The sequence below is a fragment of the Klebsiella pneumoniae subsp. pneumoniae HS11286 genome (assembly GCF_000240185.1).
Classification (GTDB): Bacteria; Pseudomonadota; Gammaproteobacteria; order Enterobacterales; family Enterobacteriaceae; genus Klebsiella; species Klebsiella pneumoniae.
This window is the reverse complement of sequence record NC_016845.1, coordinates 2961718-2975667: the sequence shown is the minus strand read 5'-3', so window position 1 is coordinate 2975667 and position 13950 is coordinate 2961718. Positions and strand designations below refer to the sequence as shown.

General features: G+C 56.4%; 14 protein-coding genes. 5 read left to right on the top strand and 9 right to left on the bottom strand.

The annotated features are described in order from the left end of the window. Positions 1-18: 18 nt before the first annotated feature. The 3 genes from KPHS_29800 to KPHS_29780 all read right to left on the bottom strand — a co-directional run bounded on the left by KPHS_29800 (position 19) and on the right by KPHS_29780 (position 4710). Positions 19-1167 (bottom strand): cyclopropane-fatty-acyl-phospholipid synthase, encoded by a 1149-nt coding sequence (locus KPHS_29800; RefSeq protein ID YP_005227280.1) that lies wholly within the window; start codon positions 1165-1167, stop codon positions 19-21. 292 nt (positions 1168-1459) lie between these two features. Next, entirely contained in the window at positions 1460-2641 is a 1182-nt protein-coding gene (locus KPHS_29790) for a putative MFS-family transport protein (RefSeq protein YP_005227279.1), read from the bottom strand. 1043 nt (positions 2642-3684) lie between these two features. Further along, positions 3685-4710 carry a DNA-binding transcriptional repressor PurR gene (locus tag KPHS_29780; protein ID YP_005227278.1) on the bottom strand — a complete coding sequence of 342 codons (1026 nt, stop codon included), beginning with the start codon at positions 4708-4710 and terminating at the stop codon, positions 3685-3687. A gap of 552 nt (positions 4711-5262) precedes the next feature. On the opposite strand from KPHS_29780, the gene KPHS_29770 reads away from it, so the two are divergent. Next, entirely contained in the window at positions 5263-6429 is a 1167-nt protein-coding gene (locus tag KPHS_29770) for a putative transport protein (protein YP_005227277.1), read from the top strand. Between the two features lie 61 nt (positions 6430-6490). On the opposite strand, the gene KPHS_29760 is transcribed toward KPHS_29770, so the two are convergent. Continuing rightward, positions 6491-7072: a superoxide dismutase gene (locus KPHS_29760; protein ID YP_005227276.1), complete on the bottom strand. Its 582-nt coding sequence runs from the start codon at positions 7070-7072 to the stop codon at positions 6491-6493. A gap of 469 nt (positions 7073-7541) precedes the next feature. Between KPHS_29760 and KPHS_29750 the strand changes: the two genes are divergently transcribed. Further along, on the top strand, positions 7542-8027 hold the full coding sequence (locus tag KPHS_29750; RefSeq protein YP_005227275.1) for a regulatory protein: 486 nt from the start codon (positions 7542-7544) through the stop codon (positions 8025-8027). Here the strand turns inward: KPHS_29750 and KPHS_29740 are convergent. Next, positions 7982-8566 (bottom strand): putative lipoprotein, encoded by a 585-nt coding sequence (locus KPHS_29740; protein YP_005227274.1) that lies wholly within the window; start codon positions 8564-8566, stop codon positions 7982-7984. The genes KPHS_29750 and KPHS_29740 overlap by 46 nt on opposite strands. A gap of 628 nt (positions 8567-9194) precedes the next feature. On the opposite strand from KPHS_29740, the gene KPHS_29730 reads away from it, so the two are divergent. Next, positions 9195-9542, top strand: a complete 348-nt coding sequence (locus tag KPHS_29730) for a Grx4 family monothiol glutaredoxin (protein YP_005227273.1) — start codon at positions 9195-9197, stop codon at positions 9540-9542. A 47-nt stretch (positions 9543-9589) separates the two neighbouring features. Here KPHS_29730 and KPHS_29720 read toward each other — a convergent pair whose 3' ends face one another. From KPHS_29720 to KPHS_29690, 4 genes are all read right to left on the bottom strand, one after another. Beyond that, positions 9590-10237, bottom strand: a complete 648-nt coding sequence (locus KPHS_29720) for a ribonuclease T (RefSeq protein ID YP_005227272.1) — start codon at positions 10235-10237, stop codon at positions 9590-9592. Positions 10238-10374: 137 nt separating this feature from the next. Next, positions 10375-10782 carry a glyoxalase I gene (locus tag KPHS_29710; RefSeq protein ID YP_005227271.1) on the bottom strand — a complete coding sequence of 136 codons (408 nt, stop codon included), beginning with the start codon at positions 10780-10782 and terminating at the stop codon, positions 10375-10377. 78 nt (positions 10783-10860) lie between these two features. Further along, a complete protein-coding gene (locus tag KPHS_29700; RefSeq protein YP_005227270.1) occupies positions 10861-11958 on the bottom strand; it encodes an N-ethylmaleimide reductase in 1098 nt (365 codons plus the stop codon). Positions 11959-12011: 53 nt separating this feature from the next. Beyond that, complete coding sequence (locus tag KPHS_29690) at positions 12012-12611, bottom strand: putative transcriptional regulator (protein YP_005227269.1); 600 nt, start codon at positions 12609-12611, stop codon at positions 12012-12014. A 139-nt stretch (positions 12612-12750) separates the two neighbouring features. Here KPHS_29690 and KPHS_29680 point away from each other — a divergent pair, with 139 nt between their 5' ends. Both KPHS_29680 and KPHS_29670 read left to right on the top strand, forming a co-directional pair. Next, complete coding sequence (locus KPHS_29680) at positions 12751-12993, top strand: DUF1289 domain-containing protein (protein YP_005227268.1); 243 nt, start codon at positions 12751-12753, stop codon at positions 12991-12993. 48 nt (positions 12994-13041) lie between these two features. Beyond that, positions 13042-13938 carry a putative oxidoreductase, NAD(P)-linked gene (locus tag KPHS_29670; protein YP_005227267.1) on the top strand — a complete coding sequence of 299 codons (897 nt, stop codon included), beginning with the start codon at positions 13042-13044 and terminating at the stop codon, positions 13936-13938. The last annotated feature ends 12 nt before the right edge of the window (positions 13939-13950 follow it).

Sequence of the window (13950 nt, the reverse complement as noted above, 5' to 3'; positions counted from 1 at the left end):
TAAGCGGGGGAGTGTTATTTAACGGGCGACGCGCAGTCCATGTTCAATACCGCGCGAGAACACCACCTGCCAGAGCTGAATGTCGCGGGCGCGGAAGGCGCCGGCGCAGGCGTTCAGATAATAGGTAAACATGCGTTTGAAACGCTCAGAATAGTTATCGGCAATTTCCGGCCAGCTGGCGAGGAAACGCTCATACCAGGCCATCAGGGTCGTGTCATAATCGGCGCCGAAGTTGTGCCAGTCTTCCATCACAAAGTGCTTCTCGCTGGCTTCGGCAATGTGACGCACGGAAGGCAGGCAGCCGTTCGGGAAGATATATTTATCGATCCACGGGTCAACGTTATGGTCGGTGACCTTGGAACCAATGGTGTGCAGTAAAAAGCGGCCGTTGGGTTTCAAATTACGGTCGGCAACCTCAAAGTAGGTAGCGTAATTTTTCGGCCCCACGTGCTCAAACATGCCAACGGAGACGATGCGGTCAAAGCTGTCGTGCAGATCGCGATAATCCTGGAGACGAATCTCTACATCGAGATCGGCGCAGCGTGCCTGGGCCATTTTTTGTTGCTCGGCGGAGATGGTTACACCCACGACGCTGACCTGATAATTTCGCGCCATATATTCGGCGAGACCGCCCCATCCACAGCCAATATCCAGTACCCGCATGCCTGGCTCCAGCTCCAGTTTGCGGCAGATGAGATCCAGCTTAGCCTGCTGGGCGGCCTCGAGGCTCTGCGCCTCTTTCCAGTAACCGCAGGAATATTGCATATAGGGATCAAGCATCCGGCTGAAGAGATCGTTGCCGAGGTCGTAGTGCTCTTTACCGACAATCCAAGCACGTTTTTTACTTTGTAGATTAAACAGACGAGCGCCTGCGATGCGGAGTGTGTCTTTGAAATGGTGTGGGAGCTGCTTTTCCAACCCGGCGCGTAACACCTTGTGGAAGAATATATCCAGACGCTCGCATTCCCACCAGCCGTCCATATAGCTTTCGCCTAAACCCAGCGAACCTTCCTGCAAAACCCGTTTAAAAAAGAGAGGATTTTTAACCCGCAGGTCGGACGGCGCGGAGCCATTGATTTCAATTCCCGCACGGCCTAATAATTCAGCTGCAATCCGGTACCAGTCATCATTTGGTACACTTACTTCTTCTATACACGATGAACTCATAGCTTCTCCATCACGCCCAAGTGATCAGAACCTTAAAACAGCGTAGACGCTTTTTTGGCTTTGTGAGAAATCTCACGGATAATCCGTGAAGTCGCTATCCGACGTAAACAGAGGAAGGGAGATAACCCTTGCCGAAAGGCCTTCCATGGTGAAACGGAGGCATCCTGCATCCGTTAATCTGTAACTATTTTCTATTTATGTGAACCCGGATCCAGTATAGGACGCTAAGTACTGGCTTTCAATAAAAATTTCTTAGCATGCTAACGACTGGTCCGGGCCCTGGCGACGGGCATTACGCGTGGGAAGAATGGGGTGTCAGCTCCGGCGTCTGCTGCAGGCGATAGCCTATTCCGGCTAAGCCAATCGAAACCAGCATTACGCTGGTGGTGGTCAGCAGCGGCGTGGCGATCAGCGCGGATACCAGCAGACTGGTCAGGAAGCACAGGCCAAGCTGCAGGGTATTTTGCAGCGCCGCCGCGCGGCCGGTCGCCTGCGGAAAAGGCTTCAGCGCCTGAGCAACCACGATGGGGTAGATCCCGCCGTTGACCACCGCCATCATGCAGAACGGGATCATTAACGCCACCAGCGAGGCATGGGTTTGCAGGCCCACCAGCCAGGTGGCGGCTACGCTGACGGCAAAAATCACCAGCAGCCACGGCAGCATCTGTTGACCGGACCATTTCTGCAGCAGCGCGCGACAGCCATAGCCTCCCACCAGAAAGGCGATGGTCTGCGGAATATAGCTCAGGCCGATAGCGGTTGGGCCATAGCCCATTTCATGCAGGATAAAAGGTGAACCGGTAAGCCAGGCGAAGAAGCTGGCGGAACAGGCGGCGTAGATCAGGACGTTGCCGCTGTATTCCCGGGAGCGCAGCAGCGCGAGAAAGGTGATCTTTTGCTGCGTCACTACTACTGACTTCGCGGCTGCCTTCAGGCGCAGGGCAGGCAGCATCAGCAGCAGAGTGATGGCGAACAGGGTGGCGAAGATGGCTTGCCACTCGAAGTGCACCAGCAGCCAGCTGCCCAGCAGCGGGGCCAGCGCCGGCGACAGTCCTACCAGCGGCATAATGGTGGCGAAGATGCGGTTCGTGCGCTGGGCAGGATAGTAATCGGCGACCATCGCCTGCCAGGTAACGGCCGCGGCACAGACGCCAATCGCCTGCAGAAAGCGCAGCGCCAGCATCAGGGTGGCGTTGTGCACCCACAGCATCCCCAGACAGCCGGCCGCGAAAATCGCCAGGCCGCTCAGCAGCACCGGTTTACGTCCATAGCGGTCCGACAGCGGTCCCCAGAACAGCTGGCCCAGCGCGAAGCCGGCGAGGAACAGGCTCAGACTGGCGCTGATGGAGGCGGCGGAGGTGTTGAGATCCTGCTGCATGGCGGCAAACGCCGGCAGGTACATATCGGTGGCCAGAAAGCCCAGCACGCTCAGGCCGGCCAGCCAGACTAAAAATCCTTTCCCGGGTTGTGACATAACGTTCTCATAGTTGGTGTACAGGTACGATGCCGCAGAGTGTAGGGAGTGCATTGTGGCTTGTGAAACGCTAATATTTGTCACATGCATTCAAAAATTTTGCAGGCAGAAAATGTGGTCTGAATACTCTCTGGAAGTGGTTGATGCCGTCGCCCGTAACGGCAGCTTCAGCGCGGCCGCGCAGGAGCTTCACCGGGTGCCTTCCGCGGTCAGCTATACCGTGCGTCAGCTCGAAGAGTGGCTCGCCGTTCCCTTATTTGAGCGTCGCCATCGTGATGTGGAGTTGACCCCCGCCGGGGTCTGGTTTTTACAGGAAGGGCGCTCTGTTATCAAAAAAATGCAGATCACCCGCCAGCAGTGTCAGCAAATTGCGAACGGCTGGCGCGGACAGTTGTCGATCGCAGTGGATGATATTGTGAAACCGGCGCGGATGCGTCAGATGATCGTCGATTTCTATCGCCATTTTCCCGACGTCGAGCTGATCGTCTTTCAGGAAGTATTCAATGGGGTATGGGATGCGCTGGCCGACGGCCGCGTTGAGCTGGCGATTGGCGCAACGCGATCTATTCCGGTCGGCGGTCGCTATGCGTTCCGCGATATGGGGATGCTGAGCTGGGACTGCGTGGTGGCGAGCGATCATCCGCTGGCAAAGATGGAGGGACCCCTGAGCGACGACGTCCTGCGTAACTGGCCGTCGCTGGTGCGGGAGGATACCTCGCGCTCGTTGCCTAAACGGACAACATGGTTGCTGGATAACCAGAAGAGGGTAGTCGTCCCTGACTGGGAATCATCAGCAACCTGTTTGTCGGCAGGACTCTGCGTCGGCATGGTGCCGAGCCATTTCGCCCGTCCATGGATAGATCGCGGCGAGTGGACTGCGCTGGCGCTGGAAAATCCGTTCCCGGATGCCGCCTGCTGCCTGACGTGGCAGCAGAACGATGCCTCACCGGCGCTGAACTGGATGCTTGACTATCTGGGGGACAGCGACACGCTGAATCGGGAGTGGCTGCGGGCGCCGGAGAGATCCGCGCCCGCCAGATGCCTTAACGACGATAATCGACAAACGGGCCATCCGCTACCGAGCGGCGCTCAACCAGACGAGGGTGCACTTCGATAGACTGCGACTCTTCACGCTTGTTGACGATACGATCCAACAGCATGTTAAATGCGGCCTCGCCCAGGGAATCTTTCGGCTGATGAATGGTGGTTAACGCCGGGCTGAAATAGCGGGCGTTGCGCACATTATCATAACCGATCAGCGAAATGTCCTGCGGCACCCGCAGTCCCATTTCATCCGCCGCGCAGATAGCGCCCATCGCCATGATATCGCCGCCGCAGAAGACCGCCGTCGGGCGGTGCTGCTGGTTTAGGATCTGCTGCATTGCGCGGTAGCCGGACTCCGGCTCGAAGTCGCCCTGCACAATCCAGTTTTCCGGCACGCTGATATGCGCCTCTTTCATCGCCTGCATGAAGCCGGCAAGTCGCCCCGCGCCGGTGTTGCGCTCCAGCGGGCCCGGGATCACGCCGATTTCGCGATGGCCGCGTTCAATCAGGTAGCGTCCGGCGATATAGCCGCCCTGGAAGGCGTTATCGATCACCGCATCGGTGAAGTCGGCTTTCGCCTCGCCCCAGTCCATCACCACCATCGGGATATGGCGGTACTCTTCCAGCATGCTCAATACCGAATCCGGATACTCGGAACACATCACCAGCAGACCGTCTACGCGCTTTTGCGCCATCATCGACAGATAGGCGCGCTGTTTTTCCAGATCGTTCCACGCGTTACCGAGGATCAGAGTATAGCCCTTCTGGAAGCAGCTCTTTTCAACGGACTCAATAATTTCAGCGAAATAGGCGGCTTCGCTACTGGTCGCCAGCAGGCCAATCGATTTGGTGTGATTGACTTTCAGGCTGCGCGCCACGGCGCTCGGCGAGTAGTGCAGCTCTTTGATCGCCGCCCATACCGCATTACGCGTCTCTTCGGCAACGAAACGGGTTTTGTTAATTACATGTGACACAGTTGTAGTGGAAACGTTTGCGCGTTTCGCTACATCTTTAATAGTTGCCATTACATCTCACTCCATGCCTTGACCTGATCGCCTGATCATCGATACGTAAACGTTTGCCTACACACACCCTGAATACAATTTTCAACATTGCATCACGTCGGGAAAACGACACAGAACGACAGGAAGGGGTCAATGGCCGATACGCTTTTAAATTAGCGTGGGATTTTGTCCGATCTTGGGGCAAAGTGGAAGAGCAAAAATGTGCATCGCCCTAAATCCCGGAAGATTTTTGCGATTTTTTGTGCAAAAATGAGCAAGCTCACTTTTGGTGTGGGGATAACAAGAGGGAAAAATGATGGATACCAATTTAAAGTTTTCGCTGATCACCACGATTATTGCTCTCGGCGTGATTGTCGCTTTCAGCCTGACCGCCATACTGCACTAATGTTTCGCTGAGGGAGGAGCGCCGCTTCCTCCCCATATCCCGCTATTATTATCAATTCTGCAAAAATCTTTTGTCATTTCGTTCACTTTTGTTTTTTTGTGATTGATGTCATGCTTTTGACTTCTGATGTTACGCCGTCCTATCTGACGGTCTGATGGAGTCATTGAATGAAAATCAACTTTCCTTTACTTGCGCTGGCGATCGGCGCCTTTGGCATCGGTACCACCGAGTTCTCCCCGATGGGATTGCTGCCGGTGATTGCGAAAGGTGTGGACGTCTCGATACCGGTAGCGGGAATGCTGATCAGTGCGTATGCCATCGGCGTCATGGTCGGCGCACCGCTGATGACGCTGCTGTTGTCGCATCGCGCACGGCGCAATGCGCTGATTTTTCTGATGGGGATCTTCACCGTCGGCAACCTGTTGTCATCCATCGCGCCGGATTACACCACGCTGCTGCTGTCGCGGATTATTACCAGCCTCAACCACGGCGCTTTTTTCGGCCTGGGATCGGTGGTGGCGGCCAGCGTCGTGCCAAAGCATAAGCAGGCCAGCGCGGTAGCCACTATGTTTATGGGCCTGACCATCGCCAACATTGGCGGCGTGCCGGCGGCCACCTGGCTTGGCGAAACCATCGGTTGGCGGATGTCCTTCCTTGCTACTGCGGGATTAGGCCTGCTGGCGATGGTTAGCCTGTGGTTCTCCCTGCCGAAGGGCAGCGCGGGGGAACGTCCTGATGTCAAAAAAGAGCTTTCTGTCCTGCTGCGCCCGCAGGTGCTCTCCGCGTTGCTGACCACCGTGCTGGGCGCCGGGGCGATGTTTACGCTGTATACCTACATTTCGCCAGTGCTCAATACGCTGACCCACGCTTCATCGCTGTTTATAACCGCGATGCTGGTGCTGATTGGCGTCGGTTTTTCGCTAGGCAACTATCTGGGCGGCAAATTCGCTGACCGGTCGGTCTCCGGCACGCTGAAGGGCTTTCTGCTGCTGCTGATGGCGATCATGCTGGCGATCCCGCTGCTGGCGCAATCCCAGGCCGGGGCGGCCATCAGCATGATTGTCTGGGGCGCAGCAACCTTTGCGGTGGTTCCGCCGCTGCAGATGCGGGTTATGCGCGTAGCGCATGAGGCGCCGGGGCTCTCTTCTTCGGTGAATATCGGCGCGTTCAACCTCGGCAACGCGCTGGGCGCCGCCGCCGGTGGGGCGGTGATCTCTGGCGGACTGGGATATGCGTTTGTGCCGGTGATGGGCGCGATTATCGCTGGTCTGGCGCTGCTGCTGGTCTGGTTTAGCGGGCGAGCGCAGCCGGAAGAGGCTTTCGCCAGCCAGTAATCATCGGCTGGGCAAGGGCAAAAAAAACCGCAGCCGGGGAGACCCCGCTGCGGTTTGTCGTTTATGCCGCCAGGTTAGCCGCAACAAACTTCCAGTTAACCAGCGCCCAGAAGTGGTCCAGGTAGCTTGGACGGGCGTTGCGGTAGTCGATGTAGTAGGCATGTTCCCAAACGTCAACGGTCAGCAGCGGCTTCGCGTCGGTGGTCAGCGGGGTGCCGGCGTTGCTGGTGGAGACGATAGCCAGGCTGCCGTCGGCATTTTTGACCAGCCAGGTCCAGCCAGCGCCGAAGTTTTTCGCCGCGGCATCGGTAAATTTGGCTTTAAAATCCGCGAAGCTGCCGAAAGATTTGGCGATTGCGGCCGCCAGTTCGCCTTCCGGTTCGCCGCCGGCGTTAGGCGCCAGGCAGTTCCAGTAGAAGGTGTGATTCCAAACCTGCGCTGCGTTGTTGAATACGCCACCTTCAGACGTGCGGACGATCTCTTCGAGGGATTTGCCTTCGAACGCAGTGCCTTTGATCAGGTTGTTGAGGTTAGTGACATACGCCTGGTGGTGTTTACCGTAGTGATATTCCAGGGTTTCTGCGGAAATGTGCGGCGCCAGGGCGTCTTTTGCATATGGTAATGCAGGTAATTCAAACGACATTGCTACTCTCCTTATAACTTTTTGTTTTATCTCACATTGACAGGATGAGGTTTTCACCTGAATCGTGTTCTGACCGCCCGACGCTGTCGCGTCCCGGGCGTGTTATTGTATTGAGAATGTTAACATTTGCCGCAAGCAGTGAAAAGCCTTACAACGATAAAGGCTATTATCTCCGGTGCATGTGGTGAAGGCTTAACCGTTTTCTGCAGGAGTGGGCAATAAGCCGCCAAAATTGTTGCAACCCTGTATAAGGAGATGCCCTCTGCGGATTTGCGAACTCGCATGGCAATTAACTACTCTGCTTCGCCGCTGTCACGCAATGCGCTGAACAAAAAATAAAACTTTAATATCAAACGATTAATAAAAATATGCGCTCAGGCAATCGTCGCTATGCCAATAATTCATTGTCTATTTTTTAATTTGTATGACAAATATAGCCGCCAGCAGTAATTTCCCCAGGATGACGACGATGGCAAAAACAGATGAGGTGGTGAGCGCGAAAATGATCCCGGTGGTGCAGGGGATTGTTGACTGGATCGAAGCACATATTTTCGACACCCTGTCGGTGAGCGCGATTGCGAAAAAGTCCGGCTACTCACACTGGTACTTCCAGCGACAATTCGCCATGGTAACGGGCTGCACGCTGGCGAGCTACGTCAGCCGACGAAAGATGACGATTGCGACAATCTATTTAACGCAGACGCAGGCGTCGATACAGAGTATTTCTCAGTGCCTGGGATACGAGGGACAAGCCGCTTTCTGCCGGACCTTTCACCGTCACTTTGGCATGTCGCCGACCCGCTATCGTCGTGATACGCCGGGCAAAGAGAGCAATCTGCAATATCCCTTGCGGGTGGGGATGGAGATGGAGCAGGAGAGGCGGTCTGCCGCCGCAGCGGCAGACCGGGATCAGCGAATGGTTTTCGGCGTCATGACGCGACGAGCGCCGACATAATGGCGAACCCAGTAATCCTCGCTCAGGGAGGTGATTTGAATATCACGACCTGTGCGCGGCGACTGAATGAATTTTCCGTTGCCGACGTAGACGCCGACATGGTCGGCAGCGCCCCGTCCGCGGGTGCGGAAGAAGACTAAATCGCCGCTCTGCAGTTCATCACGATCCACCGGACGCGCATCGCGCAGGTGGTACATTTCGTTGGCCGTACGCGGGATGTGGATCTTGACCAGGTCCTTATAGGCGTAATAGACCAGCCCGCTGCAGTCAAACCCGGTGCGCGGCGAGGTGCCGCCCCAGCGATAGGGTTTACCCAACTGGCCCATCAGTTTATTCATCGCGGTACTTTGCGCTTTTTGCACCCGGACCTTGTGGGCGTCGGCGATCGTTAAATTCGCTTCGCTGGCCTCGGGCTTACAGCGTTTTTTATAGCCCTTGCGCACCACGCACTTGCTTTTGACGCTGTTTAGCGCCAGGGTCGGCTCGGCGCTGGCGGCGACCGTTTTCGCGCACTGCTTTTTATAACCTTTACGCAGCACGCATTTTTTCGTCGCGCCGGCGGCCTGACGATGAAGTGCGGTTTGGCTTGCTGCGGTAGTGCGGGTAGGGAGCCGGGTGCGCGAGGACTTTTTACTGGTGGTTTTAGCGGTGGTTTTAGTTTTTTGACTGGTTGCTTTTTTCTTGCGCTCTGAGCCACTTTTCGCGGGCAACGCTTTTGGCGAAGCGGAGGCGTGCGTATGCCCTGATGCCTGAGCCAGTGGCGTGAATGAGATAGACGTGAACAGTAATGCACAGAGCGATATCGCGATTTTGTTTAGCCGCGCCACTGAGCAATCCCCTGATTAATTACAGACATGTACAAATGCCTGACGATGAATGACAAACCGGAATGATTCTAAAGCATAAAAAGCCGGAAAGTTAATATTCTTTTGTATCAAAAATGTCGATTGGTTAACGATTGCAAGAAAACGCGTCAGACATTGACCGCCTCGCACAGAAAATGCGCAATGAGCGCCCGCCTGTGACCGCAAAATGATATTTTTAAGGCAACTTCGCGCAACAGAAGATAAAATATGAATAGTGAAAAAAATGTTATTATCCGTCCTGCCTACAGGACGCTACAATGACAAGTTACTGCCGTAGAAAGAAGTTTAAGGAAGCACGACAATGAGCTCGACTTTAGAAAAGATCCAACGCCAAATCGCTGAAAACCCGATCCTGTTGTACATGAAAGGGTCGCCGAAGCTGCCAAGCTGCGGTTTCTCTGCCCAGGCCGTTCAGGCGCTGTCCGCCTGTGGCGAACGTTTTGCTTACGTTGATATCCTGCAGAACCCGGATATCCGCGCCGAGCTGCCTAAATACGCCAACTGGCCGACTTTCCCGCAGCTGTGGGTAGACGGTGAACTGGTGGGCGGCTGCGATATCGTCATCGAAATGTACCAGCGCGGTGAACTGCAGCAGCTGATCAAAGAGACGGCGGCAAAGTACCATACCGACGAGCCAAAAGCGGAGTAATTCCCGCCATCAGTAAAAAAGCGACTTCCTGGAAGTCGCTTTTTTTATCACTCCGGGGTGGCCACTGGCAGCGGCCAGCCGCCCAGACGCTTCCAGCGGTTCACGATCTCGCAAAACAGCTGCGCCGTCTGCTCGGTATCATACAGGGCGGAGTGAGCCTGCGCGCCGTCGAACGGCATACCCGCGGCAATACAGGCTTTCGACAGCACCGTCTGGCCCAGCGCCAGCCCGCTTAGCGCGGCGGTGTCGAAGGTAACAAACGGATGGAAAGGGTTGCGTTTAAGTCCCGCGCGTTCGGCGGCGGTCATGGTGAAGCTGTGGTCAAAGGTGGCATTGTGCGCCACCATGATTGCCCGGCTGCAGTCGCTCTCTTTCATCCCTTTGCGCACCATTTTGAAGATGGCATGCAGGGCATCGTATTCGCTGACGGCCCCGCGCTGCGGGTCATGCGGGTTAATCCCGTTAAAAGCCAGCGCTTCGGGCTGCAGATTGGCGCCCTCGAAAGGTTCAACATGGAAATGCAGCGTTTCATCGGGCATCAGCCAGCCGTGCTCATCCATCTTCAACGTAATGGCGGCGATCTCCAGCAGGGCGTCGGTTTTGGCGTTAAATCCTGCGGTTTCAACATCGATCACCACCGGATAAAAACCGCGGAAACGGTCGCACAGACCATTCAGTTGAGCGTTCTCGGACATCAGATTCTCTTAGCTGGAAAAAAGTAGCGCGCATTATGGCAAATTTTGCCGCGGCTTGCAGCAGGCAGGGGTGAAAACAACGGGCGCCGTAGCGCCCGGGCGAGCCATGGCATTAAATATGCCAGCGTGGGGAAGCGTTAGTTGCCCAGACCTTTGCCGGCATCTTTCTCTTCAATGAGCTCGATTTTGTAACCGTCCGGATCTTCCACGAAGGCGATGACGGTGGTGCCGCCTTTTACCGGCCCGGCTTCACGGGTGACGTTGCCCCCGTTCTGACGGATCCGTTCGCAGGCTTCGGCGGCGTTATCGACGCTCAGCGCGATATGGCCGTAGGCGGTGCCCAGCTCATAGCTGTCCACGCCCCAGTTGTAGGTCAGTTCGATTACCGCGGTTTCGCTCTCTTCGCCGTAGCCGACAAAGGCGAGGGAGTACTTGTACTCCGGGTTTTCGCTGGTGCGCAGCAGCTTCATGCCCAACACGTTGGTATAGAAGTCGATAGAACGTTGCAGGTCGCCAACGCGCAGCATGGTGTGGAGTAAGCGCATAATGTCCCCTATGCAGTTTATTTGATAGATCAGAACGTTGAGTATAGCGGCGATACGTCGCCGCTATCAATGGAGGGATTACAGAGTCGGGTAATCGGTGTAGCCTTCCGCGCCGCCGCCGTAGAAGGATTCCGGGCGTTGCGGGTTAAGCGGCGCTTTTTTCTGCAGGCGAGCCACCAGATCCGGGTTGGCGATGTAATCGCGGCCAAAGGCCACGGCATCAATCAGCCCTTTATTGATAAGATCGTTGGCTTTTTCTACTGTGTAAGCGCCAGCGCCAATGATCACCCCCGGGAAGCGGTCGCGGACTTTCTGACGGAAAGCTTCACTGTAAGGTTTGCCGCCCGCCCAGTCCGGCTCGGACATGTGCAGATAGGCGATACCGCGTTTCGCCAGCTCGCTAATCAGATACAGCGCGTCTTCTTCTTCGTTCGGGCCATTATCCACATTCTGGAAGCTGCCAATCGGCGACACGCGGATGCCAATGCGCTCGGCGCTCCACTCTTGACTCACGGCGTCAACCACTTCCAGCACCAGACGGGCACGGTTCTCCACGCTGCCGCCGTACTGATCGGTACGCTGGTTCGCCGATGGCGAGAGGAACTGGTGCAGCAGATAGCCGTGGGCTGAGTGCAGCTCAACCAGATCGAAGCCGGCGTCACGGGCATTGCCGACCGCCTGACGGAAATCGTTGACGATCCCTGGGATCTCTGCGGTTTCCAGGGCGCGGGGCATTGAGGTGTCGACGCGAATGGCGTGGCCGTTTTCGTCACGCAGTGAGGTACGGGTGCCCGCGCTCAGCGCGGAAGGCGCTACCGGGGCGGCTCCGCCAGGCTGCAGGCTGCTATGGGAAATACGCCCGGTGTGCCACAGCTGGACGGCGATATGACCGTTTTCGGCATGAACGCCGGCGGTGATTTTCTGCCAGGCGGCAATCTGCTCCGGGCTGTGCAGCCCAGGCGCGCCGGCGTAGCCTTTGGCCTGCGCGGAGATCTGCGTCGCTTCGGTGATGATCAGCCCGGAACTGGCGCGCTGGCGGTAGTATTCGCCCATCAGCGGAGTAGGGATATCGCCCGGCTCAATGCTGCGCAGACGCGTCAACGGCGCCATAAATACGCGATTAGGGACGGTGACCGCACCGACTTTCAGTGGGCTGAATAATTTTGCTTCCGACATAGTGACTCCTGAGTAGACCGGTCGTCTAGTAACTGATGAAATAAAAACGCCTGTTATACCGCAGGCGCCGCAATAATCTGTTTGGCGTGGGCAAGGGCGCTTTCCAGCGGCGTTGCGCTACGCGTAATTTTGGCCTGCAGGTTGGCCCCGAGCCACAGGGAATACAGCACCTGCGACAGGGTCATGGCCTCGCCGTCAAATGCGAGACTGCCTTCCTGACGTCCTTTCTCCAGCGCGTCGCCCAGCAGGGCGATAATCTGGCTGGCTCCGCGATCCATGGCGGCGCGCATATCTTCCGACAGATCGCAAACCTCCGCGGATAGCTTGACAGTAAGACACCCGCTAATAATCCCCTGCTGGCAGAACTGATTCAGCGTGTGCTGATAGTAGGCCAGCAGGCGATCGCGATAGTTACCGTCGCCATGATCGAAGTGGTCCACCAGGCGCTGCAGATATCCGGTGTAGTGATGTTCAAGCAGCGCGACGCCGAAGGCTTCCTTAGAGCGAAAGTAGTGGTAGAAGGAGCCCTTGGGCACCTCCGCCGTCTTCAGAAGTTCGCTCAAGCCCATTCCGGTAAAACCGCGATGCATGCAAAGCTGCTCGCCGGTGGCCAGGATATGTTCTCGGGTATCGCAATCGCTGTGTCTGTTCATGCTGCACACTGTAGTAGACCGATTGGTCTAATGCAAGCGTCGGCGGAAAAATGTTAGCTGACGCAGCACGTAGTGAACAAAATTTGCGTCGGCGCGGGGAAACGTCTTCAATGAAAGGAGACGAGGGGACAGGAGGCGTGTGGTGGCAGAGCAGTTAGAATTTTTCCCGGTGCAGAGCCCGTGCCGGGGAATATGTCAGACCGATGAGCGCGGCTACTGTCGCGGCTGTTTCCGCAGCCGTGAGGAACGTTTTAACTGGCAAACGATGAGCGATGCGCAGAAACAGGAGGTTTTGCGTCTTTGCCGCCAACGGCTGCTTCGCAAAATACGCGCGAACAGGCCGGAGCCGGCGGAAGAACCGCAGCAACCCTCACTGTTTTAAGCCAAAAATTACGTATACTCAGAGCACTTTTTTATTGAGGAAGCGGTTATGGTTCAGCGTATTGCTATGGCTCCCCAGGGGCCGGAATTTTCACGTTTTGTGATGGGCTACTGGCGTCTGATGGACTGGAAAATGTCGCCTGGCGAGCTGGTCAGCTTTATTGAGCAGCATCTCGATTTAGGCGTAACCACCGTCGATCACGCCGATATCTATGGCGATTATCAGTGTGAGGCTGCCTTTGGCGAAGCGCTGAAGCGAGCGCCGCATCTGCGTAGCCGGATGGAAATCGTCAGCAAATGCGGTATCGCCACCCGGGCGCGCGCTGAGAACACCATTGGCCACTACATTACCGACCGCGATCACATCGTGCTCAGCGCCGAGCAATCGCTGCGTAATCTGGCGACGGACCATCTCGACTTGCTGCTGATCCACCGGCCGGACCCACTGATGGACGCCGACGAGGTAGCCGAAGCTTTTCTCGCGCTGCATCATAGCGGTAAAGTGCGCCATTTTGGCGTCTCGAACTTTACCCCCGCCCAGTTCACCTTGCTGCAGTCACGTCTGCCGTTTACCCTGGCCACCAACCAGGTCGAAATTTCACCGGTGCATCAGCCGCTGCTGCTCGACGGTACTCTCGATCAGCTGCAGCAACTGCGTATTCGTCCGATGGCGTGGTCTTGTCTTGGCGGTGGTCGCCTGTTTAACGAAGAGTGCTTCCAGGCGCTGCGCGATGAGCTGGCGCAGGTGGCGCACGAGCTTAACGCCGACAGCATCGAACAGGTAGTTTATGCCTGGGTGCTGCGTCTGCCGTCGCAGCCTCTGCCGATTATTGGCTCGGGCAAAATCGAGCGCGTGCGCTCGGCGATTGTGGCTGAAAAACTCAGCATGACCCGTCAGCAGTGGTTCCGCATCCGTAAAGCCGCGCTCGGGTACGACGTACCGTAACGGGCATTTCCC